Annotated in this window: 19 protein-coding genes and 1 pseudogene; 11 read left to right on the forward strand and 9 right to left on the reverse strand. The window is 62.3% G+C overall.

Going from position 1 to position 22,802, the window contains the following annotated elements; genetic code table 11:
- Nucleotides 1–44: 44 nt before the first annotated feature.
- From NUH87_RS18865 to NUH87_RS18885, 5 genes are all read left to right on the forward strand, one after another.
- Entirely contained in the window at nucleotides 45–1,325 is a 1,281-nt protein-coding gene (locus NUH87_RS18865) for an HlyD family secretion protein (RefSeq protein WP_338522247.1), read from the forward strand.
- The gene (locus tag NUH87_RS18870; RefSeq protein ID WP_338522248.1) at nucleotides 1,322–3,487 is read left to right on the forward strand and encodes a peptidase domain-containing ABC transporter; all 2,166 of its coding nucleotides are present in this window, start codon (nucleotides 1,322–1,324) and stop codon (nucleotides 3,485–3,487) included. Before NUH87_RS18865 ends, NUH87_RS18870 begins: the two co-directional genes overlap by 4 nt.
- On the forward strand, nucleotides 3,484–4,494 hold the full coding sequence (locus tag NUH87_RS18875; RefSeq protein ID WP_338522249.1) for a hypothetical protein: 1,011 nt from the start codon (nucleotides 3,484–3,486) through the stop codon (nucleotides 4,492–4,494). The genes NUH87_RS18870 and NUH87_RS18875 overlap by 4 nt, the downstream gene beginning before the upstream one ends.
- Entirely contained in the window at nucleotides 4,491–5,867 is a 1,377-nt protein-coding gene (locus NUH87_RS18880) for an efflux transporter outer membrane subunit (RefSeq protein WP_338522250.1), read from the forward strand. Before NUH87_RS18875 ends, NUH87_RS18880 begins: the two co-directional genes overlap by 4 nt.
- Before the next feature lie 132 nt (nucleotides 5,868–5,999).
- Nucleotides 6,000–6,536, forward strand: a complete 537-nt coding sequence (locus NUH87_RS18885) for a hypothetical protein (RefSeq protein WP_338522252.1) — start codon at nucleotides 6,000–6,002, stop codon at nucleotides 6,534–6,536.
- 10 nt (nucleotides 6,537–6,546) lie between these two features.
- On the opposite strand, the gene NUH87_RS18890 is transcribed toward NUH87_RS18885, so the two are convergent.
- Nucleotides 6,547–7,920 carry a DUF3482 domain-containing protein gene (locus tag NUH87_RS18890; protein WP_338522253.1) on the reverse strand — a complete coding sequence of 458 codons (1,374 nt, stop codon included), beginning with the start codon at nucleotides 7,918–7,920 and terminating at the stop codon, nucleotides 6,547–6,549.
- Nucleotides 7,913–9,292, reverse strand: a complete 1,380-nt coding sequence (locus NUH87_RS18895) for a DUF2868 domain-containing protein (protein WP_338522254.1) — start codon at nucleotides 9,290–9,292, stop codon at nucleotides 7,913–7,915. Before NUH87_RS18895 ends, NUH87_RS18890 begins: the two co-directional genes overlap by 8 nt.
- A gap of 139 nt (nucleotides 9,293–9,431) precedes the next feature.
- Between NUH87_RS18895 and NUH87_RS18900 the strand changes: the two genes are divergently transcribed.
- Nucleotides 9,432–9,944, forward strand: coding sequence for a dihydrofolate reductase (locus tag NUH87_RS18900; RefSeq protein ID WP_040071525.1), 513 nt, complete (start codon nucleotides 9,432–9,434; stop codon nucleotides 9,942–9,944).
- Nucleotides 9,945–10,018: 74 nt separating this feature from the next.
- Here NUH87_RS18900 and NUH87_RS18905 read toward each other — a convergent pair whose 3' ends face one another.
- A complete protein-coding gene (locus tag NUH87_RS18905; protein ID WP_338522255.1) occupies nucleotides 10,019–11,410 on the reverse strand; it encodes an L-cystine transporter in 1,392 nt (463 codons plus the stop codon).
- A gap of 335 nt (nucleotides 11,411–11,745) precedes the next feature.
- Here NUH87_RS18905 and NUH87_RS18910 point away from each other — a divergent pair, with 335 nt between their 5' ends.
- Nucleotides 11,746–12,330, forward strand: coding sequence for a YopT-type cysteine protease domain-containing protein (locus NUH87_RS18910; protein ID WP_338522256.1), 585 nt, complete (start codon nucleotides 11,746–11,748; stop codon nucleotides 12,328–12,330).
- A 196-nt stretch (nucleotides 12,331–12,526) separates the two neighbouring features.
- Nucleotides 12,527–13,108, forward strand: coding sequence for a YopT-type cysteine protease domain-containing protein (locus NUH87_RS18915; RefSeq protein WP_338522257.1), 582 nt, complete (start codon nucleotides 12,527–12,529; stop codon nucleotides 13,106–13,108).
- Between the two features lie 77 nt (nucleotides 13,109–13,185).
- Here NUH87_RS18915 and ilvD read toward each other — a convergent pair whose 3' ends face one another.
- The 3 genes from ilvD to NUH87_RS18930 form a co-directional block, all read right to left on the reverse strand.
- Nucleotides 13,186–15,033 carry a dihydroxy-acid dehydratase gene (gene ilvD / locus NUH87_RS18920; protein ID WP_338522258.1) on the reverse strand — a complete coding sequence of 616 codons (1,848 nt, stop codon included), beginning with the start codon at nucleotides 15,031–15,033 and terminating at the stop codon, nucleotides 13,186–13,188.
- Nucleotides 15,034–15,290: 257 nt separating this feature from the next.
- Nucleotides 15,291–16,511 (reverse strand): MFS transporter, encoded by a 1,221-nt coding sequence (locus NUH87_RS18925; protein ID WP_338522259.1) that lies wholly within the window; start codon nucleotides 16,509–16,511, stop codon nucleotides 15,291–15,293.
- A 154-nt stretch (nucleotides 16,512–16,665) separates the two neighbouring features.
- Complete coding sequence (locus NUH87_RS18930) at nucleotides 16,666–17,862, reverse strand: class I SAM-dependent rRNA methyltransferase (RefSeq protein WP_338522260.1); 1,197 nt, start codon at nucleotides 17,860–17,862, stop codon at nucleotides 16,666–16,668.
- Between the two features lie 198 nt (nucleotides 17,863–18,060).
- On the opposite strand from NUH87_RS18930, the gene NUH87_RS18935 reads away from it, so the two are divergent.
- The 3 genes from NUH87_RS18935 to NUH87_RS18945 all read left to right on the forward strand — a co-directional run bounded on the left by NUH87_RS18935 (nucleotide 18,061) and on the right by NUH87_RS18945 (nucleotide 20,143).
- Nucleotides 18,061–18,873, forward strand: a complete 813-nt coding sequence (locus NUH87_RS18935) for an HDOD domain-containing protein (protein WP_338526863.1) — start codon at nucleotides 18,061–18,063, stop codon at nucleotides 18,871–18,873.
- A gap of 49 nt (nucleotides 18,874–18,922) precedes the next feature.
- A complete protein-coding gene (gene mutM, locus NUH87_RS18940) occupies nucleotides 18,923–19,735 on the forward strand; it encodes a bifunctional DNA-formamidopyrimidine glycosylase/DNA-(apurinic or apyrimidinic site) lyase (protein ID WP_040071513.1) in 813 nt (270 codons plus the stop codon).
- Nucleotides 19,736–19,804: 69 nt separating this feature from the next.
- The gene (locus NUH87_RS18945) at nucleotides 19,805–20,143 is read left to right on the forward strand and encodes a multidrug transporter (RefSeq protein ID WP_338522261.1); all 339 of its coding nucleotides are present in this window, start codon (nucleotides 19,805–19,807) and stop codon (nucleotides 20,141–20,143) included.
- Nucleotides 20,144–20,183: 40 nt separating this feature from the next.
- Here NUH87_RS18945 and NUH87_RS18950 read toward each other — a convergent pair whose 3' ends face one another.
- From NUH87_RS18950 to NUH87_RS18960, 3 genes and pseudogenes are all read right to left on the reverse strand, one after another.
- Nucleotides 20,184–20,435 carry a YfhL family 4Fe-4S dicluster ferredoxin gene (locus tag NUH87_RS18950; RefSeq protein WP_040071511.1) on the reverse strand — a complete coding sequence of 84 codons (252 nt, stop codon included), beginning with the start codon at nucleotides 20,433–20,435 and terminating at the stop codon, nucleotides 20,184–20,186.
- Nucleotides 20,436–20,571: 136 nt separating this feature from the next.
- The gene (gene coaD, locus NUH87_RS18955) at nucleotides 20,572–21,051 is read right to left on the reverse strand and encodes a pantetheine-phosphate adenylyltransferase (protein ID WP_040071510.1); all 480 of its coding nucleotides are present in this window, start codon (nucleotides 21,049–21,051) and stop codon (nucleotides 20,572–20,574) included.
- A gap of 117 nt (nucleotides 21,052–21,168) precedes the next feature.
- A pseudogene (locus tag NUH87_RS18960) lies at nucleotides 21,169–22,763 on the reverse strand (GMC family oxidoreductase N-terminal domain-containing protein).
- Nucleotides 22,764–22,802 lie beyond the last annotated feature (39 nt).

The raw sequence follows: 22,802 nt of genomic DNA on the forward strand, positions 1-22,802 counted from the left end.
CGGCGCGCGCCCTGTCGCGTCGGTTGTCATGCACGAGTTCACCTATGCTTGAGTTGGGCAAGGTCGCGCCGCGAGCGGCGTTGGCACCCGTGGTCTTCGCCTGGTTCGTCTGCCTGTTTTTCGCCGGTGGCCTGGTCTTGCTGTTCATCGGCAACTACGCGAAGAAAGAAGACGTCCAGGGCCGGATCCTCACCCGCGATGTGGTCCGCATCACCAGTGAGCGCCCGGCCCATATTCGCGAAGTACTGGTCGAGGCCGGCGAATCGGTGAGCAAGGACCAGCCCTTGGTGCGTATCCGCACCCTGGAACCGGAAAGCTTCAACGAAGGCAGCGACAAACCCCTTTCCGCCCAAAGCGCCGAGCGCCTGGGCAGCCTGCTGGAGGATGCCGCCGGGGATGAAACCCAGGCCCGCTCGGCCCACGAAACCCAGAAGAAACTCCTGCAATTGCAGATCGCGCAGTTGCACAAGGATCTGCAACTCACCGCCACCATCAAGCGTTCGATCCAGCGCCGGGCCGCTATTGCCCTGGAAAACCGCCAGCGTCACGAGCGGCTGGCCGCCGAAGGCGCGGTGTCCGTGGCGGCGCTGAACGAAGCGATCGTCAAGCACGAGGCGGTGCTCCAGGACCTGGCGAACAACGACCTCGCCCAGGCCAGCGCGCAACAGCGGATTCTCGAACTGGAACAGCGCGGCAGCGAAGCCGATCACACCCTCACCAGCCGCCTCAGCGACCTCGCCCGGCAACGGCATGACCTGCGCGAGCGCCTCGAAAACCTAAACAAGAGCCAGGAATATGTCCTGCTGTCGCCCGTCGAGGGGGTGGTCGATGCCGTCTCGGTGTTTCCCGGGGCCCGGGCCCAGGGCGGCCAGCCGATGATGTTGTTGCGCATCAGCCGGGCCCTGCACGAAGCACCGGTGGTGGTCCTCGACGTCAGTCCGGCGGCCATCGGTTTCGCCAGCGCCGGTACCGAAGTCATCGTGCGGGTCGATGCGTTTCCCTATGAACGCTACGGCGTGATCAAGGGGCAGATCGTCCGCAGCACCGCCAGCACCTACCTTGAAGCCCCACCCGGTGCCAGGACCGATGGCGAGGAACCGGGGCCGACCTATCGGGCCGAGGTGAAGCTCGACTTTTCCGACTCGCGGACCAAGATCCGCCAGGACTGGCTCAAGGACGGCATGACCCTCAGCGGTTCGTTGCGCCTGGAACGCCTGAACCTGATGGAGTGGCTGTTCCTGCCGGTGCTCCGTGGGCTGGCGGGCAATCCGGACTACCTGCCGACGCTGGGCACCCCGGTGCAGCCTGTGGACAAGTCGGCATGAGCCGCCTCAAGCAATCGCTGCGCGAGGCCCTGGCCCGTTCGCGGCAGTTGTTCCAGCGCACGGTCCCGGTGATTCTCCAGGACGAGATGTCCGAATGCGGCATGGCCTCGATTGCCATGGTCGCCGGCTATCACGGCAAGGCCCTGAGCTTGCGCGAGATGCGCCAGCGCTACCGGGTGGCGCGGGACGGCATGTCGCTGTTCCAGGTGATCAAGGTCAGCGAGGAACTGGGCTTCAGCTGCCGCCCTCTGCGCTTGCAACTGCACGACGTGCGGCAACTGCGCACGCCGTCGATCCTGTTCTGGAACAACATGCACTTCGTCGTGCTGCAATCCACCAACCGCCAGGGGCTGCATATCGTCGACCCGGCGGTGGGACGGCGCTTCCATACCTGGGAAGAAGCGCTGTCGATGTTCAGCGGCGCGGCGCTGGAAATGCTCCCGGGGCTGGGTTTCACCACCCAGGTCCATCGGCGCGTTCCCGGCACCTTCGGCCCGCTCGGCGTCCTGCGCAAGAACACCTGGCTGTTGCGTTACCTGGTGCCCATGGGCCTGCTGTCGGTGGTCGGCTACTTCGGCGCCATCGCCGCGCCCAAGCTGTTCTCCCTGACCATCGATGAAGTGGTGGCGAAGAACGACGAGGATTTCCTCTTTCTGATCCTCTATGTTTTTGGCGGGATCTTTCTATTCAAGAGCCTCGCCGCCTGGCTACGGGCGGCCCTCGATATGCGCCTGCGCATCGCCCTGAGCCAGGACCTGTCCACTGGCGTGATCGCCTGGCTGCTGCGGCTACCGGTGAGTTACTTCGAACGCCGGGCCCCCGGCGATATCCTGCGGCGGACCCAGGCCACCGACAAAGCCTTCGTGCAGTTCACCGCCGGCTGGATGGACATCGCCATCGACCTGGCCTTCGGGGTGGCGTTTCTCGCGCTGATGGCCTTGATCAACGCCAAGCTGGCGGCCCTGTCGTTGCTGTTGTGCCTGCTGTTCTTTCTGTTTCGCGGCGTGACCCTGCCGGTCATGGAGAAACACCACAAGACCTCGATCGAAGCCGAAACGGCGCGCAACGTGACCCTGCTCGGCACCCTGGGCCATGTCGAGTCGATGAAGCTCTACAACTACGAAGCGGCCAAGCTGGCGAACTGGAGCAACCAGCACACCGACACCGAAATGGCCCGCGCCGGCGTCCAGCGTTTGCAGGCGATGAACCAGGTGGTGCACGAAGGGCTGTCCCATGGCCATTCGCTGCTGGTCAGTGCCCTCGGTGCGCTGGCCGTGCTCCATGGCGAGAACAGCGTCGGCGACCTGTTCGCCTTCGTCCTCTACAAGGACATGTTCATGGGTTGCGCGCTCAAGGTGGTCGACAGCTACATGAACCTGCGGCTGGTGAAGGTCGAGCTCAAGCGGGTCGAGGAAATCGTCGACGAGCCCGTCGAGCCGGTGGAGTCGAGCGTGTACAGCGCCGATCCCCTCGGCCAGCAGCAACCCTTGCGCTCGATCCAGATCGAAGGTGCGCGCTTTCGCTACAGCTCGTTCGACCGGCCGACCTTCGAGGACTTGAGTTTCAGCCTGGAGGGTCCTTGCCGACGCATCGCGATATTCGGCCCTTCGGGCTGCGGCAAGAGCACCTTCCTGAAAGTGCTCGCCGGGTTTTATGCCCTGGACACGGGGCGTTTCAGGATCAACGGCCTGGCGATGCGGCATTTCGGTTTGCGCCGCTACCGCCAGAGCGTGGCCTATGTCACGGCCCACGACGAGATCATCGCCGGTACGGTGATCGAGAACATCCTGATGGACAGCGACCCGTTGGACGGCACGCGTTTGCAGACCTGTGTCGAACAGGCCGGGCTGCTGGAAAGCATCCTGAAGCTGAGCAACGGCTTCAACACCTTGCTCGGTCCGATGGGCGTGCAATTGTCCTCGGGCCAGAAGCAGCGCTTGCTGATCGCCCGGGCGCTGTATCGGCGCCCGGAGCTGTTGTTGCTCGATGAACCGACCTCCCATCTGGATCCCAGTGCCCGCGATGTGATCATCGAGACCGTGCGCCGCTTGCCCATGCTGTGTGTGATCGTGACCCACGACAAGGCCGTGGCCCAGGCCTGCGACACGGTGTTGCTGATGCACAAGGGACGTCTGCGGCCCCTGGCTGGCGCGGCACGATGACGCCGTTTCGCCCGGGTTGGCCGATCCGCCGCTGGTTGCTGTGGATGCGCTTCAAGGCTGGGTTGCGCGCTCGTTTGGTGAAAGGACTGGCGCTGATCTTTCGGCTGAAAATCGCCCATCGTGGTTTGCCGCTGTTGCCGGCCCTCCTGCTGCGACTACCGTCCGCATGGCGCGGTCCGGACTACAACGCCTGTCGACAGAACCTCGAACTGTTCGGACTGGAACCCCGCACCTGTCGACTGCTGGCCTGCCGCTACAGCGCCATCCAGTTGCAATGCGCTATCTATCAGGTGCTTTACCCACGTCATCATCCCGAGCGCTTGCGCGCCTGGATTCGCGCGATCGCCTGGTACGATCCGGAGCGACACTGGCCGCGTACGCGGGTGCGCTCGACGATCATCGTACTGGCGCACACAGGGGAATACTGGATGGCGGTGGCTTGCATGATCGAGCGTTGTCCGGCCCCGAAGCGTTTCATCATTCCGATCTGGAACTTCAACGATCCTCTGACCCGACGCTCGCTGAAGAGCCTGGAGGCTTTCGGGCACCGCGTGGATATTCTCGACAGCAACGATCCGAAAACCGCATTGGCAATTGCCCGGGCGCTCAAGCGCGGCGACCAGGTGATCATCTTTGCCGACCTGCCGGTGAGTTTCGGCGGGGTGCGTTCCGGCGAGCCGGTGGACGGCCGCCTGTTTGGCCGCGCCGCGCAATTCGTCAAAGGGCCGATGTTCCTGGCGGCGAAAATGAAGTGCGACGTGTTGCTGGCGGGGCATCGTGCCCGGCTCGGCGGCTGCGGTGAACTGCATCTGATCCGGTGGATCACCCGCGCCGCCGCGCCGGAGATGCAGGCGCAATGGGCCCTGGCGATGGAGTCGTTCATTGCCGAGGCGCCCGAGCACTGGTTCTACCTGTCACGGCTGGAAGCCTTCTATCAGCGGCAAAAGACTTCGGACGAGAAAGCCTCGGGACTGCCGGGTCTGCTGCAACGGCGGAGGGTCGGATGAGGGGGCGTTATCTGGGACTGGTTGCCTGGCTGTTGACGGGGTGTTCGTTCATTCCCGACTACCAGCGGCCGTCGCCGACAGTGGCCGAACATTGGCGTGACCCGGGCTTGCAGGATGATGCCGCGCCGTTACCGGACTGGAGCGAGGTTTTTCTCGATCCCGAGCTGCAAGCACTGATCGAACTGGCGCGGATACATAACCATGATCTGCAGGTGGCTGTCCTGCGCATCGACGAGGCGCGGGCGCTGTATGGGATTTCCGCTGCCGAGCAATGGCCCGGCGGCGGGATCGACGGTTCGGTGCAACGGCAGAAGATTTCCGCCGCGGACTCGCCCATCGGCAAGGCGGTGATTCGTGAGCAGGGGCAGTTCAGGCTGGGGATCACTGCCTTTGAGCTGGATCTCTGGGGGCGGGTCCGGGCGTTGAAAACCGAAGCCGGGCAACGCCTGGTGGCCCGTGAGGAAGATGCCCTGAGTGTGCAGATCGGTTTGGTCGGCGAGGTCGCGACGGCTTACTACGAGCATCGTGCCTATCTCGAGCTGCACCGGCAGAACCGCCAGTTGCTGGAGCGGGCCGGCGAATCGAAACGCCTGATCGGACGTCGTCAGGCGCTGGGGTTGGCGAGCGAGTTGGAGCTACGCCAGGCCGATGCACTGGCCTTGACGCTGGAGGCCGAAGTGGCCGACGCGGACCGTCAGCAGCGCTTGGCCCTGAACCGGCTGGAGCTGTTGGTGGGGAGGACGCTGGAGCCTTCGCGGTTTTCCTCCGTCGCCTGGGGCGACGGGCTGCAACTGCCGGAGGTCGCCCCGGGCCTGCCCTCCGAGTTGCTGGTGCGACGCCCGGATATTCGGGCCGCCGAGGCTCGGCTCAAGGCCTTCAACGCCAATATCGGTGCCGCCCGGGCGGCCTTTCTGCCGAGCATTTCCCTGACCGGGTTCTTCGGTGCCAGCAGCCCGCAATTGAGCGAGCTGTTTTCCGGGGAGGCCAAGGGTTGGTCATTTACCCCCGCCGTGACATTGCCGCTGTTCGATATGGGCAGGCGCTTTACGCAGCTTGAGCTGTCGAAGGTGCAACGTGAGATTGCCGTGGTCGAGTACCAGCGTTCGATCCAGCAAGCCTTTCGTGAAGTGGCCGACGCATTGGGCTCGAACGAACCGCTCAATCGACAACTCGATACGCAGCAGCGGCTGGTGCTGAACGAGTCGCGCCGCGTCGAGTTGGCGCAACTGCTCTATCAGGATGGCTTGAACAGCTACCTCGAAGTGCTCGATGCCCAACGCGGCCTGAGTACGGCACAACAAGCGCTGATCAGGACCCGCTTGTTGCAGGTGAGCAACCGTATCGCCCTGTACAAGAGCCTGGGCGGTGGCTGATCGGCACCGAGGTTGAAGGGTTCGCAGCTTTCAGAGCCGGGTGAGGTTTCGTACGCAAGGTCAGGAATCCCGGTCTGGTGACTGATCGTCGCGGCGAATTAAGGTGAGGGCTCACATGGAAAGGAGTCTTTTATGCGTTATTTGAGAATGACCGCCCAGGACCGCAGCGGCAATGGCCGGGCTGATACGGTGTTGCTGCGCTTTTATGAGGAAGTGCCCGGCAAGCCCGACAAACTGGTATTCAAGGCGGCGGCAGTCGACATGACCGCCGATGGTGTGACGGACTTGCAGTTCGGTGGTGACGTCAACCGGGATGGCAAGGGCAACGCCAAGGATGAAAAACTGATCCGGGCGTTTGCCAATGCGTTCCTGAAGTTCGGCTGGTTCAACCAGGGGAAAAGTTGGCAGCGCTATATCAAGGTGTTTGCCGAGAACTATCACAACGACAAGTCACCGAATGTGGTGAGGTTGCATCTTCATGAGGGGACGGGGACGCCCAGGAACCAGACCCTGCTCTATAAGGCCTCGGCCCATGACACCGACAATAATGGGACCTTGGATTCGGTGGTTTACTTCGACATCGACGGCGAGGACATTTTCAGTCGGGCCGAAGAGGAATGGATCAAGTATATGGGCCGGACCTTTCTGAAGTTCAAATGGTATAGCTGAAAGGCCAGCTTCAGGTTTCAGCCAGACGCTGCAGCAACAGATCGATTTGCTCCTGGCGTTCTGGCTGGTTCAACCGGGCTGGAGCGTTGAGCGACGACCACTGCGGATGTGCCCGGGCCTTGTGCAAGGCCTCGGGCAGTTTGCCTTCACGCCAGGTGCTGTCCACTGGCAGGCTCATCTTGATGCTCTCCATTGCCGCATGTCCACGTGCCTCCAGGGCTTGCAGCAATTGCCGTTGGCGCAGCGCCAGCAGACGCAGCACGCTGTCGTCGACGGTCAGTTCCCGTTGCCCCTTGAGTTTGCCCAGCAAGCGGCTGCCATAGCTGCGGGCGGTTTGCAGGGCACCGCCGGCGATGGCGCCGGCCAGGGCGGCCGCGCCGAGGGTCAGGCCACCCACCAGCAGGTCGATACCGGCACCCGCCGCCGCACCCGCGGCTATCCCGCCACCGACCTTCACCCCCAGTTGCTTGAGGGTTTCCGGGTTGAACAGATCGTCGCCCCAGCGCCCGTCCAACAGCGGCAGGTCGCTGGCCGCTGCATCGCCGGGGCGGAACGCATAGAGCTTGAGCAAGGCATCGACGCAACGTTGCTCCCGTTGACGCACGGCCTGGCGCAATTCGCCGATGGCCTGGGTCTGTGCGTCGGTGTCGCTGACCACGCTGCGTCGGCAGGCCGCACAATCGATCAGCAGTTCGGCGATCAATCGGTTGGCGCTTTGCCGTCGAGCCCGTCGCTGGGCCTCCAGGTCGAGGACCAGGCGTTCCAGCTGCGGGCGCGCGCCTTCCAGCAACAGCGCCAGGCTCTCATACAGGCGCCGCTCGCCGTCCTCCGGCGGGGCCACGCTGTCGAACCGCACCAGCGCGTGCAGTCCCAGGCGAGCCAAGGCTTCACGCCATTGCGGCTCGCGCTGTTCGGCACTGCTGACAAAATTGAGCACCGGCAACAGCGGCTTGCCACAACTGGCGAGCACGCTCAGTTCGTCGCGGTATTTGGCCAACACCGGTTCGCGGGCATCGATCACATAGAGCCCGGCATCCGAGGCCAGCAACTGGCGCAGCACCTTGGCTTCCTGTTCGAAACGCTGGCGGGCTTCGCTGCCGTCGAGAAAGCGCGCGACGCGGGCCGGACCGTCGAGACGTTCGCCGGGTCGGTCCAGGCGTTCGAGGTAGTCGAGCAGGGCGATGGCGTCTTCCAGGCCCGGGGTGTCGTAGAGTTCGAGCAGGGCTTCGCCATCCACCGACAGCCGCGCGCCCTCCACATGCCGGGTGGTGCTGGGGCGGTGGGAGACTTCGCCGAAGCCGACGTCCCGGGTGAGGGTGCGCAACAATGAGGTCTTGCCGACGTTGGTGTGGCCGACCACGGCCAGTTTCAGCGCTTTAGTCATGACCCGTCTCCAGCCAGCTCAGCGGGGCGCTGTCGGCGAAGGGCAGTTCCAGCTGTTGCAGGGCGCTGTGCCAGTCGCCGAGGCGGTCGGCATCCAGCGCCTGGCCGGGCGGCGCCTGCAGCAGCCAGACGCGGGTCGCGCCGGCGCTGCGGGCCAGTTCGGCGATCAGCCCGAGGCTGCCACGGTCCGGCGAGCGTCGCGGGTCGCAGGCGATCGCCAGGCGCGCCGGCGGGAAGCGGGTCAATTGTTCGAGGAGCTTGTGCCGGGACTCGCGGCTGTCAAGGATACCGGCATCCCGCACGGTGTTCGGCAAGGTCGGCGGCCAGGGGCGCTGGTTGTCCAGCTCGATGGCCACCAGCAAGGCGCCTTCGCTCTCCAGGGCGGTGGCACCGGCTTCGGTGCTGTGCAGCGCGTCGGGCGCGACGTCGCTGACCCCCAGGCGTTCGCTGCTGGGCATCAGGCGTTCGCGCAGTTGCGCGTAGCCGGGCAGGTTGAGGTCCAGACTCAGGGCGCGGCTGCCGTGCCGCCAGCGCCACAGGCAAAACCCCGCCAGCAGCAGGCGCGGCAACACGCCATAGACCACCAGCACCCCCACCAGCCAGGAGGCCCAGGCGTGCCGGGCATTCTCCAGGTTCAGCGCGGTATCGCCGCTGGCCCGGATCATTTCTGTGTCGGGCAGGCCGAAGCCCAGCAGGGCGGGCAAGGCGCCCAGGGCCTGGGTCACCGCGACAAAGGTGTCGCTGTGCAGCAGGGTGGTTTCCCAGACAAAGCCGTAGCGCCGGGTCGACATCAGCATCAACAACAGGACCAGGGCGCTGAGCATGGCCAGCAACCAGAGGCCGTGAACCACGGTGCCGATAGCCCAGCGATTGAGGCGCCGACGCTGCAGCATCAGCAACAGGGCCGGCGCCAGTTGCGCCGCCTGGGCATCGCGGGCGAGCTTTTCGCTGAGCCACAGCCAGAGGCGCCCGAAGCTGGCCGCATGTTCGCCGGCGAAGGCCAGGCCCAGGGCCCAGCTCAGCAGCAACAGCAGGTTCAGGCCGAGCAGGCTGCCCAGGGCCCAGAACACATTGACCGCTGCCTGGCCGTTGCCCAGGGCGGCGAAGGCCATGCCGGCGCCACTGACGATCACCACCAGCGCCAGGACCAGCAGCGCCAACCGCGCGCCTTGCAGCCAATGACGCAAGGCGTTGAGCAAACCATCGCGTTCGGCCAGCCAGAGGGCGCGGTGCTGGATGCGGGTCGGCAGGTCGCCCCCGGCGGCGCGGGCACGGCGATTGGCTTCGAGGTCTTCCAGCGGGCCTGCCTGTTCTTCGCGCAGGCGCACCGTCTCGGTCAGCCAGAGGCGGTGCAGGGGAGTCGGTTCAGTCACGCGGCGTCCTGGGCTCAAGTGAGTTGGAAGCATAACCGCTGTGGCGGGTACCTGCATCCCGGCGTCCGCCGTCGCAAGGGTGAGTTAATTTTGTCGGCGTATGTCCGAGTTGGCTTACGGGCTCTGGTATCCTCGCGGCATGAACAGAACTCTCCCTTTAAGCCTGATCGCGGCCCTCGGTGAAAACCGCGTGATCGGCGTCGACAACAGCATGCCCTGGCATTTGCCGGCGGACTTCAAGTACTTCAAGGCCACGACCCTCGGCAAGCCGATCATCATGGGGCGCAAGACCTGGGATTCGCTGGGACGGCCGTTGCCGGGCCGGTTGAATCTGGTGGTCAGTCGCCAGGTGGGGTTGCAGCTGGAAGGCGCAGAGGTTTTTCCGTCGCTGGAGGCGGCGCTGGTGCGCGCTGAACAGTGGGCGCTGGAGCAGGGCGCGAGTGAACTGATGCTGATCGGTGGGGCGCAGCTTTATACCCAGGGCCTGGAGCAGGCGGATCGGCTGTACCTGACCCGCGTGGCGTTGAGCCCGGAAGGCGATGCCTGGTTTCCGCAGGTCGATGAAGGTCAGTGGAAGTTGGTGTCGGATGAACCGCACCCGGCGGCAGAGGGCAAGCCGGCGTTCAGTTTCGAAATCTGGGAAAAACGCTAAAAGCTTTGTAGGCAAGCTCGCCCCATGTAGGAGCGAGCTTGCTCGCGATAGCGGTCTATCAGCCGCCGCCGAACTCAGGCCTGCGCCAACTCCCCATGCTCTTCAGCCTCCAGCAACGCCTTGTCGGTCTGCTGCATCACCTGGCTGGCAATCGCCCCGGCGGTGATCGAACCACTCACGTTCAACGCCGTGCGGCCCATGTCGATCAACGGCTCCACGGAAATCAGCAGCGCCACCAGTGACACCGGCAGACCCATTGCCGGCAGCACGATCAGCGCGGCGAACGTCGCGCCGCCACCGACCCCGGCCACCCCGGCCGAACTCAAGGTCACGATGGCCACCAACGTCGCGATCCACAGCGGGTCCAGCGGGTTGATCCCCACCGTCGGTGCAACCATCACCGCCAGCATCGCCGGATACAGCCCGGCACAACCGTTCTGGCCGATGGTCGCGCCGAACGACGCGGCAAAGCTGGCAATCGATTGTGGAATCCCCAGCCGGCGGGTCTGGGCTTCGATGCTCAGCGGAATGCTCGCGGCGCTGGAGCGGCTGGTGAAGGCAAAGGTCAGCACCGGCCAGATCTTGCGGAAGAAGCGCAGCGGGTTGATCCCGGCCAGCGACACCAGCAGCCCGTGAACCACGAACATCAAGCCCAGGCCGATATACGAGACCACCACGAAACTGCCCAGCTTGATGATGTCCTGCAGGTTGGAACCGGCGACCACCTTGGTCATCAGCGCCAGCACGCCGTAGGGCGTGAGTTTCATCACCAGACGCACCAGGCGCGTGACCCAGGCTTGCAGGGTGTCGATGGCATTGACCACCTTCTGACCCTTCTCGGCATCATCCTTGAGCAGTTGCAGCGCGGCCACGCCCATGAACGCGGCAAAGATCACCACGCTGATGATCGAGGTCGGCTTGGCTCGGGCCAGGTCGGCGAAGGGGTTCTGCGGGATGAACGAGAGCAGCAGTTGCGGCACATTCAGGTCGGCGACCTTGCCCGCGTAGTCGCTCTGGATCACTTGCAGGCGCGCCAATTCCTGGGTGCCGGCCACCAGGCCTTCGGCGGTCAGGCCGAACAGGTTGGTCAGGCCGATACCGATCAGTGCGGCGATAGCCGTGGTGAACAGCAGCGTGCCGATGGTCAGGAAGCTGATCTTGCCCAGGGACGTGGCGTTGTGCAGGCGGGCCACGGCGCTGAGGATCGAGGCGAACACCAGCGGGATCACGATCATCTGCAGCAATTGCACGTAGCCGTTGCCGATCAGGTCGAACCAGCCGATGGAGGTCTTGAGGACCGGGTTGCCGGTACCGTAGATACTGTGCAGGGCGACACCGAAGATCACCCCCAGGACCAGGGCGAGCAGCACTTTTTTCGCCAGGCTGAAGGTAGTGTGGCGGGTTTGGGCCAGACCCAGCAGCAGGGTGAGGAACACCAGCAGGTTGAGAATCAGCGGCAGATTCATTGAAGCTCCGAAAACGATAGGTGCCAATTACCTTGGTCGGCAATTGTGAACCGGTAAGCCTAACAGCTTGATATATATGGATTTAAGATCGATATGGAATGGCGATAGTCGTTTTTGGAATAAGCCGGTGACGGTTGCGCACGTGCGGGTGATGGAAGCGGAACACAAGGGGGGGCGGCGGATGAGGACTGTTGTATGCCTGTAGCTTGAATCACTTTCATGGGCGAGCGTGTCAGCATTGAATGTGAAACTTTGATTTGCCGTGGGCGTTAATTTATAGAGGCGCATTTTATCGACTCGTTATAATTCCGGTGATGTTTATACAGGGAGTTGTGATGAGCATTTTTGCAAGGTATGCGAAGTTTTTCGAAGGGATTTGTGGCAAGCTCAGGCAACGCGATTACGTCAATCGTTACAATCTCCAGAATAAACGGGGCGTCTGTCACGCGCTGTGTTTTATCTACCTTGAAATGCGCCGAAACAGTGAGAAGTTTCAAGTGGCCAAGGAGCAAGAGCCCCTGTGGCACCGCGCTGACGCGCTGCAAGGCATGCTGGTGCTCGGTAATATGCCTGGCGTCTTTCCGATGGTTTCTAGCGGAGTTGAATGGGTTGCCTTGAACACGGGCTGGAAAATAGCGGGATGGAGTTCCAGTGTCGCGCCTTATATAAGCCTGGCGAGTCACATCATGAACGCCCCGGGAAAGGCATTTGTTTTACACGTGGGTCATCACGCGTGCGCAGTTTTCAAAGAGAAAAATCAAAGCCGGATACGGTTTTTTGATCCGAATTATGGACAGGCGGTGTTCAATTCCGCGGATAAGTTCTCTTCATTTATAAATGCTTTTCTTCAGGATTGCAGCATTCAGAAAAAATACGATATACCGTTTGGGGCGACGGTTCTGGCGATGCACTTGCGGTAGAGCTAGCTGCAACTGCTGGGGGCTCCACGTGTGGTGGGCCGGAGTTGAATGTGGAACTTTAGTTTTTCTAGGTGGGCGTTAATTTATGGCGGGTGTTTTTGTCGTCTCGCTAAAATCAAGGCTGTGCGGCTATTTTGCAGTCGATTGAGTGATTGGTGGGCGGTCGTCGTTTTGAATTTTGTATTTGGGAGTGGTGATGGGAGCTTTTGCAAGGTATGCGAAAAATTTTGAAGGGACTTGGGGTAAGCTCAAACAAGGAGACTATATAAATCGTTATGATCTGCGCAATAAAGATGGTGTTTGCTACGCTCTGTGCCTGACTTACCTGGCCCTGCGTCGAAATGGTGTTGAGTTTCGCAGTGCCAAGGAGGAAGCGGCGACGTGGATTTATGCAGACAAGTTACAGGCCATCATCAATAGCCCAGACGATACGCTTGGGGTTTTTCCACAAGTTCCCCGACGGGTTGAATTTGCGGTCCAGCAGACCGGTTGGCGAGTGGTGGGATATAATTCCTGCGTCGCACCCTATTTTCAACTTGGTGGTTATATAAAAAATACACCCGGGGCTTTTATTCTGGTCGCGGGAAAACATGTCTGTGCGGTATTCAAAGAGTCGGATCAAAAAGTGCGCTTTTTTGATCCTAACTTTGGGCAGGTGACCTTTGCCTCGGTTAAAAATCTTTCCTTGTTTATCAGCGCTTTTTTTCAGGATCATAAGATTCAGCAAGGCTATGACATCAACTTCATGGTCCCGATCGTGGCCATTCGATTGCAGTGAAGCCGACGATTTTCTGAAAGAACGACTGTATTAAAAAGCCCGGCTATATAGCCGGGCTTTTCATGGCGAGGACTGACTTAAGGCACCAGCTTGTCCAGCATCGCCTTGTCGCGCACCGCGCCCTTGTCGGCACTGGTGGCGAGCAACGCGTAAGCCTTCAGGGCCGTGGTCACTTTGCGTGGACGCACTTCCACCGGCTTCCAGCCTTTCTTGTCCTGCTCGGCGCGGCGTGCCGCCAGTTCTTCATCGCTGACCAACAGGTTGATCGAGCGATTCGGAATGTCGATCAGCACCTTGTCGCCGTCCCGGACCAGGCCAATCGCGCCGCCCGCGGCCGCTTCCGGAGAAGCATGGCCGATGGACAGGCCCGAGGTGCCGCCGGAGAAACGTCCGTCGGTCAGCAGGGCGCAGGCTTTGCCCAGGCCCTTGGACTTCAGGTAGGACGTCGGGTAGAGCATTTCCTGCATGCCCGGGCCGCCTTTTGGACCTTCGTAGCGGATGATCACGATGTCGCCGGCCTGCACTTCGTCGGCAAGGATGCCGCGCACGGCGCTGTCCTGGCTTTCGAAGATCTTCGCGTTGCCTTCGAACACGTGGATCGACTCGTCGACACCGGCGGTTTTCACCACGCAGCCGTCCAGGGCGATGTTGCCGTACAGCACGGCCAGGCCGCCTTCTTTCGAGTAGGCGTGCTCGACGCTGCGGATGCAGCCGTTTTCACGGTCGTCGTCGAGGGTGTCCCAACGGGTCGACTGGCTGAACGCGGTCTGGGTCGGGATACCGGCCGGGCCGGCCTTGAAGAAGGTGTGCACCGCTTCGTCGTCGGTCTGGGTGATGTCCCACTGGGCGATACCCTCGGCCAGGGTCCTGCTGTGCACGGTCGGCAGGTCGGTGTGCAGCAGGCCGCCACGGGCCAGTTCGCCGAGGATGCTGAAGATCCCGCCGGCGCGGTGCACGTCTTCCATGTGGTACTTCTGGATGTTCGGCGCGACCTTGCACAGCTGCGGCACGTGACGGGACAGGCGGTCGATGTCGCGCAGGTCGAAATCGATCTCGGCTTCCTGGGCGGCGGCCAGCAGGTGCAGGATGGTGTTGGTGGAACCGCCCATCGCGATGTCCAGGGTCATGGCGTTTTCGAACGCCTTGATGTTGGCGATGCTGCGCGGCAGGACCGAGTCATCGTTGTCGCCGTAGTAACGCTGGCACAGTTCGACGATGGTGCGGCCGGCCTGGAGGAACAGCTGTTCGCGGTCGGCGTGGGTCGCCAGGGCCGAGCCGTTGCCCGGCAGGGCCAGGCCCAGGGCTTCGGTGAGGCAGTTCATCGAGTTGGCGGTGAACATGCCGGAGCACGAACCGCAGGTCGGGCAGGCGCTGCGCTCGTACTCGGCGACCTTCTCGTCAGAGGCGCTGGAGTCGGCGGCGATGACCATGGCGTCCACCAGGTCGAGGCCGTGGGCGGCCAGTTTGGTCTTGCCGGCTTCCATCGGGCCGCCGGAGACGAAGATCACCGGGATGTTCAGGCGCAGGGCGGCCATCAGCATGCCGGGGGTGATCTTGTCGCAGTTGGAGATGCAGACGATGGCGTCGGCGCAGTGGGCGTTGACCATGTATTCGACGGAGTCGGCGATGATCTCGCGGCTCGGCAGCGAATAGAGCATGCCGTCGTGGCCCATGGCGATGCCGTCATCCACGGCGATGGTGTTGAATTCCTTGGCCACGCCGCCGGCGCGTTCGATCTCGCGGGCGACCAGCTGGCCCATGTCCTTGAGGTGGACGTGGCCGGGGACGAACTGGGTGAAGGAGTTGGCGACGGCGATGATCGGTTTCTTGAAGTCGGCGTCTTTCATCCCCGTGGCGCGCCACAGGGCGCGAGCACCGGCCATGTTGCGGCCGTGGGTGGATGTTTTCGAGCGGTAATCAGGCATGGAGCACTCCGGGCGGCTAATCAGGTACACAAAGGGAAGTGAGCTTCTATGGGCCTCTGGTGCACACCGAAAATAGCCGGGTGCCCGAAAGCTGCCGTTGGCCTCGCGGGATCGCCGCGCGCCTGGGCCTGAGCTCATAAACCCGCCGGGGGATGACTGGCGATGAATAACGCGATTCTACACCGCTGGCGTCGGGAAGGAATGGGCGTAGATGTTGAGGCGCTCATGACGTGTGTGTGATGGCGACTGGCGGGGCTTCAAGGTGAAGGGTTGGACCGAGTCTGGCGTTTTAGCCTGGTGTTCAGAGCGAGCCCTATTCCGGCAATGGCCATGAACGCAAAAGCCAGCAGGTTCTCCTGATACGTGTCGCCGAGGTTGATCAGGGTGCTGATCAGGCCGCCGGTGATGAAAATCAGCAGGCTGCCGGCCGAGGATGCTGTGCCTGCGTTTTCTGGGAACATGGCCATGGCTCTTGAGGTTGCGGCAGGGCGCGCCAAGGTAATTCCGGTGGTACAGAGAATCATCGAGAGCAATAGGCTTCGAGCGTCAAGCCCGAACTGACGGGACACTGTCAGCAGGATCAGGCCGGCGAATGCGATCAGGCAAAAACCCAGGAAGATCTGGGTGTTGGGGTTGATGCGTTTGTACAGGAAACCGGCAAGGGTTCCTCCAATCACATACGCGACTCCGTAGAGCAACAGTATCAGTGAGAATCGGAAGTCGGAGAGTCCCAGGCGGTCCATGAAAAGAATGGGAGAAACCACGATGAAGGAAAAGTGGCAGGCGAATGCCAGGGACGAAATCAGCCAGTAGGAGACAAACGAGGCATCACCGAAAACCAAACGATAGGCTCGATACATTGTGTGTCTCGGGGCCGAGGGCGTTGGACGGACGTTTTCAAGAAAAAAGCAGACCCATAAAAAAACCAGCATCGTTAGAGCCAGGAAAACCAGGAAACTACCTTGCCAGTTCGTCAGATGTTGCAGGCCGGTTCCCAGCAAAGGCGAGACAGAGATCATGACGCCGCCTGTGGTCACCAGAAGTATACGTAGCCGATCACGCTCTTTTTCTTCGAACAGATCCTGGATCAAGGCCTGAGATAGAACGAAGCAGCCGCATCCGAGCGCCTGGATCATGCGAAAGAACAGGAAGCCTGCAAAGTTTGTCGAAAGGACGCAACCGATGGCACCGATCATCGCAACGCCCAGGCCTGCCAGGAGCAATCCCTTGCGTCCGATCACATCGGAAAGTGGGCCGATCAGTAGCTGGGAAAAGGCAACACCTATGGCGAACAGGCTGACCGAAAGGGCGATGTTCGACATCGGGGTTTGAAACTGCGCGGACAGGGCTGGAAAAGACGGAAGCACGACGTCGAGAGGAAATACGCCGAGCAGAGTAATGGTCATCAGCAGCGTCGCAAAGGACTTTCTGTGAGGTCGATGCGTATGGGTAGCTGAGATCTCTTGACGGCTTGTCATGAAGCGGGCCTGCGCTGGGTAAGTTCTGAATAGTAGTTTTTGTCAGAACCCGGACAAGCAGTGGATGCGTAGGGATATTCCTGTGTGGTTGTGAGGTGCTTCCGGAAGCGAGCGAGATAGCGGAAGTGATGAAGCTTCCGCTATCTCAACGGCCTTAGCTGTTAGGCAACAACCGGCAAATAATGCTCTTGATATAACGCGTTTCCGGGATCGCCGGGTGTACCGGATGATCCGGGCCCTGGCCGCCGCGTTCCAGCAACTGGATATTGCGGTCCAGGTGACGGGCGCTGGTGAGCAGGATGTTCTGCAGGTCATCTTCAGGCAAATGCATCGAGCACGAGGCGCTGACCAGGATGCCGTCCTTGCTCAACAGGCGCATGGCCTGCTCGTTCAGGCGGCGGTAGGCGCCTTCGCCGTTCTTCAGGTCTTTCTTGCGCTTGATGAAAGCAGGCGGGTCGGCCACGATCACGTCGAAACGCTCTTCGGAGGCCTTCAGCTCCTTCAAGGCTTCGAACACGTCGCCTTCGATGCAGGTCATCTTCTCGGCAAAACCGTTCAACGCCGCGTTACGTTCCACACCGTCCAGGGCAAAGGACGAGGCATCGACGCAGAACACTTCGCTGGCACCGAAAGCCGCCGCCTGCACGCCCCAGCCGCCGATATAACTGAACAGGTCCAGCACCCGCTTGCCCTTGGCATACGGCGCCAGGCGCGCACGGTTCATGCGGTGGTCATAGAACCAGCCGGTCTTCTGGCCTTCCATCACCGGCGCTTCGAACTTCACGCCGTTCTCTTCCAGGGCTACCCACTCCGGCACCAGGCCGAATACGGTCTCGACATAACGCTCAAGACCTTCGGCGTCGCGGGCCGCGGAGTCGTTCTTGAACAGGATGCCGCTCGGTTTCAGGACCTGGACCAGCGCGGCGATCACTTCGTCCTTGTGCTGTTCCATGGCCGCCGAGGCGAGCTGGACCACCAGGATATCGCCGAAACGATCCACCACCAGCCCCGGCAGCAGGTCGGAGTCGCCATAGACCAGGCGATAGAACGGCTTGTCGAACAGCCGCTCGCGCAGCGACAGGGCCACGTTGAGGCGGTGCACCAGCAGGGACTTGTCCAGCGGCAACTTGCTGTCGCGCGACAGCAGGCGGGCGCAGATCAGGTTGTTCGGGCTCATGGCGACGATGCCCAGCGGCTTGCCGCCGGCGGCTTCCAGCACGGCCTGGTCGCCGGCCTTGAAGCCATGGAGCGGAGTGGCCGCCACGTCGATTTCGTTGCTGTAGACCCACAGGTGACCGGCGCGCAGGCGGCGGTCGGCGTTGGCTTTAAGGCGTAGGCTAGGCAGGGACATGACGTCGCTCCGGGAAAAAAGAGCGGAATTATAGCGGGAGTTCGGTGTTCCCGGCGTGGGATGTTTCATGTAAGCGTTTGTACACTCGGCCCATGCCGTACAGGTTTTCCGCTAGAATCGCCCACTCGCCCGGAGTGTGTACTCATGTCCCAAGAACTTTCACCCGAACAGATCCAGCAGGCCCTGCAAGGCATCAGCGTGCCGCCTCAACCGCAAATCATGGTGGATTTGCAGATGGAGCAGTACATGCCGGACCCGGACCTGGAGGTGATCGCCCGGTTGATCAGTCAGGATCCCGGCCTCTCCGGCGCATTGCTGAAAATCGTCAACTCGCCCTATTACGGCCTGTCGAACAAGATTGCTTCGATCCAGCGCGCGGTGAATCTGCTGGGCAGCCGTTCGATCATCAACCTGATCAACGCGCAGTCGATCAAGGGCGAGATGGCCGACGAAACCATCGTGACCCTCAATCGTTTCTGGGACACCGCCCAGGATGTGGCCATGACCAGCCTGACCCTGGCCAAGCGTACCGGCGGCCAGGCGGTCGATGAGTCCTATGCCCTGGGGCTGTTCCACGATTGCGGCATTCCGCTGATGATCAAGCGCTTCCCCGACTATATGTCGGTGCTGGAGCGGGCCTATGCCAATGCCGGCCCGGAGCAGCGCGTGGTGGACACGGAAAACGCCGAGTTGAACACCAACCATGCGGTGGTCGGCTACTACACCGCCAAGTCCTGGCGCCTGCCGGAGCATGTGACCAACGCCATCGCCAATCACCACAATGCCCTGGCGATCTTCAGCGACGAGTCGACCCGCAACAGCCAGTTGAAGAACCTGCTGGCAATCCTGAAAATGGCCGAACACATCTGCGCGTCCCATCGGGTGCTGGGCAACCAGACCGAAGACCATGAATGGAACGCCATCGGCCCTCTGGTGCTCGATTATGTCGGCCTGTCCGACTACGACTTCGAGAACCTCAGGGAAAACATCCGCGAGCTCGGCACTCACTAAGCGTTCGAGCGCCGTCGCCGAGCCCGTTATCGCCTGACCTGGGGCTAGCATGCCTGAATTACCTGAAGTCGAAACCACCCGGCGCGGTATCGCGCCCCATCTGGAAGGCCAGCGGGTCAGCCGGGTGATCGTGCGCGACCGCCGGCTGCGCTGGCCGATCCCGGAAGACCTCGATGCGCGCCTGTCCGGGCAACGCATCGTGCAAGTGGAGCGGCGGGCCAAGTACCTGCTGATCAATGCCGAGGTCGGCACGCTGATCAGTCATCTGGGGATGTCGGGCAATCTGCGGCTGGTGGAAGCCGGACTGCCGGCGCTCAAGCATGAGCATGTGGATATCGAGCTGGAGTCCGGGCTGGCACTGCGCTACACCGATCCACGGCGCTTCGGGGCGATGCTCTGGAGTCTCGATCCACTTCATCACGAGTTGCTGGTGCACCTGGGACCGGAGCCGCTGACCGATCTGTTCGACGGCGAGCGGCTGTTCCAGCTGTCGCGCAAGCGTTCCATGGCGGTGAAGCCGTTCATCATGGATAACGCGGTGGTGGTGGGGGTCGGCAATATCTACGCGACCGAGGCCCTGTTCGCCGCCGGCATCGACCCGCGTCGCGAGGCCGGGAGCATCTCGCGGGGGCGTTACCTGGCGCTGGCGATCGAAATCAAGCGCATCCTGGCGGCGGCCATCGAGCGTGGCGGCACCACGTTGCGCGACTTTATCGGCGGCGACGGCCAGCCCGGCTACTTCCAGCAGGAACTGTTCGTCTATGGGCGTGGCGGCGAGCACTGCAAGGTCTGTGGCAGCGGCTTGCGCGAGATTCGCCTGGGGCAACGGGCCAGCGTGTATTGCCCACGCTGCCAGAGCTGACCTGACAAGCGTGCGGACGCTGTTATAGTTAAGACTTTGCCATCCATTGCCTTGTTGAAGGATAGTGCCATGAACCCGTTTCGCACCCTGGCCCTGGTTGTGGCCCTGAGTTTTGGCCTGCAAGCGTTGCCGGTTCTGGCGGACGATGGCAGCAGCGGCGATCCGACTTACAAGATCCAGAATCCGCCGGCCTACGCGATGATCGGCGACCTGCTGGTGGCCCGCCCCTTGCTCGTGGGCGCGACCCTGATCGGCACGGCGGTGTTCGTGGTGTCGTTGCCGTTTACCGTATTCGGCGGCATCGATGGCGTGGGCAAGGCGGGCAAGGCGCTGGTGGTCGCTCCCGGGAAGGCGGCCTTTGCCCGTTGCCTGGGCTGCACGGCCGAAGGCTTCGACGGCGACCACTGACCTGCGCTTGTAGGCGCTAACTCGCTCCTACAATGGTGGATCAGGCCTTGCCAGTGATCCTGCGGTACTTGGCCATCAACTCGGCTTCGGTTTCCGGATGGGCTTCATCCAGTGGGATGCAGTCCACCGGACAGACCTGCTGGCATTGCGGCTCGTCGTAGTGGCCCACGCACTGGGTGCACAGGTTCGGGTCGATCACGTAGATCTCTTCGCCTTGGGAAATGGCCGCGTTCGGGCACTCGGGTTCGCAGACGTCGCAGTTGATGCAGTCGTCGGTGATGATCAGGGACATGGGCACTCCGGCCCGGACGACAGGCCCGGGCGACATGAAAACTAATGTACCAATTGTGCCGCATTGGCGCGCGCAGTGCACGCGCGCACGTCGGGGCGACCGTCATGGCCGCCGTCGACAAGGCTTGCGCGGGACGTTATTTCTTGAAGCGCAGGGTCAGCGCGTCGGCCACCGCCGGGTGGACGAACTTGGTGATATCGCCACCCAGGGCCGCGATTTCACGGACCAGTGTCGACGAAATGAACGAATAACGCTCCGACGGCGTCAGGAACAGGCTTTCGACGTCCGGGGCCAGTTGGCGGTTCATGTTCGCCAGCTGGAACTCGTATTCGAAGTCCGACACGGCGCGCAGGCCGCGCAGGAAGACGTTGGCGTTCTGTTCCTTGGCGAAATGCGCCAGCAGGGTGGAAAAGCCCACCACTTCCACGTTGGGCAGGTGCTTGGTGACCTCGCGGGCCAGTTCCACACGTTGCTCCAGCGGGAACAGCGGGTTTTTCTTCGGGCTGGCGGCCACGGCGATGATCACGTGGTCGAACAGGCGCGCGGCGCGCTCGACCAAGTCGCCATGACCCTTGGTAATCGGGTCGAAGGTACCTGGGTACAACACTCGGTTCATCGCGTCGTCCTGGCGGGTGTCCGTTTGCGGGAGTCGGATGGTAGCGCAGCCTTTCCGGTCGGCCAAGTCAGGAATCCGGGAAGAAAGCACTATAGACGCAGCGAATAGTCCTCTTTTTCACGGGTTTTTCAAGCGCTGCGCGAGGGCAGTCGCCAACTGCGCCGTCAGTCCGTAGATCGAAAGCTGTGGGTTGGCGCCTATGCTGGTGGGGAACAGCGAGCCGTCGTGGATCGACAGGTTGCGCAGTTGATGATGACGGCCCAGGCTGTCAGCGACGGCGCTTTTCGGGTCTTCGCCCATGGCGCAACCGCCCATGACGTGGGCGCTGCCGAGGCGCGTGCGGTACAGCTCCAGACTCAACCCATCGATCTGTTCCCGGGCCTTGGCCAGGGTGTTGGCGTAGTCGGCATCGGCGTGCAGCGGCAGCACCGACTTGGCGCCCGCCGCGAACTGGATCTCGGCCATGCTGTGGTACGCCCGGCGCAGGCCCTCCCAGGCATAGGCGGAAACCGGGTAGTCGAGCACCGGCGTGCCGTCGCCGCGCAATTCCACGCTGCCGCCGGGGCTGTCCGGGTGGAAGCCGTCACGCATCAGCGCCAGCATCATGTGGGTGTGGGGCAGTTGCTCCATGCGCAGAGCGTTTTGCGTGCCGAAGCCACCCAGCAGGGTGCTGGCCAGCGCCGGTTGCAGGGGCGGGACTTCGAGTTTGTAGGACATGGGCCCGGTGATACCGGTTTTCCACTGGAAGTGGTCGCAATAGATCGACTGGGGGGCGCCGTAAAACGGATTGATGACCTCGGAAAACTGGCTGGCGGAGAAACTCACCAGGTGCAGGAAGGTGCGTTTGCCCAGTCGGCCGCCGGGATCCGGTGCCCTGGAGCGCAACAGCAGTCCCGGGCTGTTGATCCCGCCCCCGCCAGCACGTAGTGCCGGGCCTTGACCTTGATGGTCCGGCCATTGGGGGCCACACAGCGTTCGTCCATTCCTGCACAGAGCAGGCCGGTGACCTGGTCGCCTTCGATCAGCAGGCGCTCAGCCCGCGCCAGATAGAGGAGTTCGCCACCTTTCTCCAGGGTCGCGGGAATGCTGGTGACCATCATCGACTGCTTGGCATTGGTCGGGCAGCCCATGCCGCAGTAACCCAGGTTCCAGCAGCCGCGGACATTGCGCGGGATGACTTTCCAGCTGTAGCCGAGGGCTTCGCAGCCCTTGCGGATCACGTCGTTGTTGGCATTGGGCGGCATGATCCAGGGGGCGACGCCCAGGCGTTGTTCCATTTGCTCGAACCAGGGCGCCATCTCGGCGCTGCTGTGGCCTATGACGTTGTGCTCCCTGGCCCAGTGTTCGAGGGTCTGTTCCGGGGTGCGAAAGCTGGAAGTCCAGTTGATCAGCGTGCCGCCGCCGACCGCGCGGCCCTGGAGGATGGTGATGGCGCCGTCCTTGCTCATGCGCCCGATGCCTTCCTGGTAGAGGCTGGTGTAGGCCTCGTCTTCGAGCATCTTGAAGTCGCTGCTGGTTTTCAGCGGGCCTTCCTCGATCAGCAGGACCTTGTAGCCGGCGGCACTGAGGATTTCGGCGGTGGTGCCGCCGCCCGCGCCGCTGCCGATGATGGCGACATCGGCCTCCAGCGTCAGGTCCTGATCCAGGCGGGCGCCGTTGTAGGTTTTCCAGCCTCGGGCCAGGCCTTCGCGAAACAGATCGGGTACGGGCATGCACAGCCTCTTTTCTTGTTGTTTTCGGGATGTTCGGGG

This window comes from Pseudomonas batumici (assembly GCF_036585405.1).
GTDB lineage: Bacteria > Pseudomonadota > Gammaproteobacteria > Pseudomonadales > Pseudomonadaceae > Aquipseudomonas > Aquipseudomonas batumici.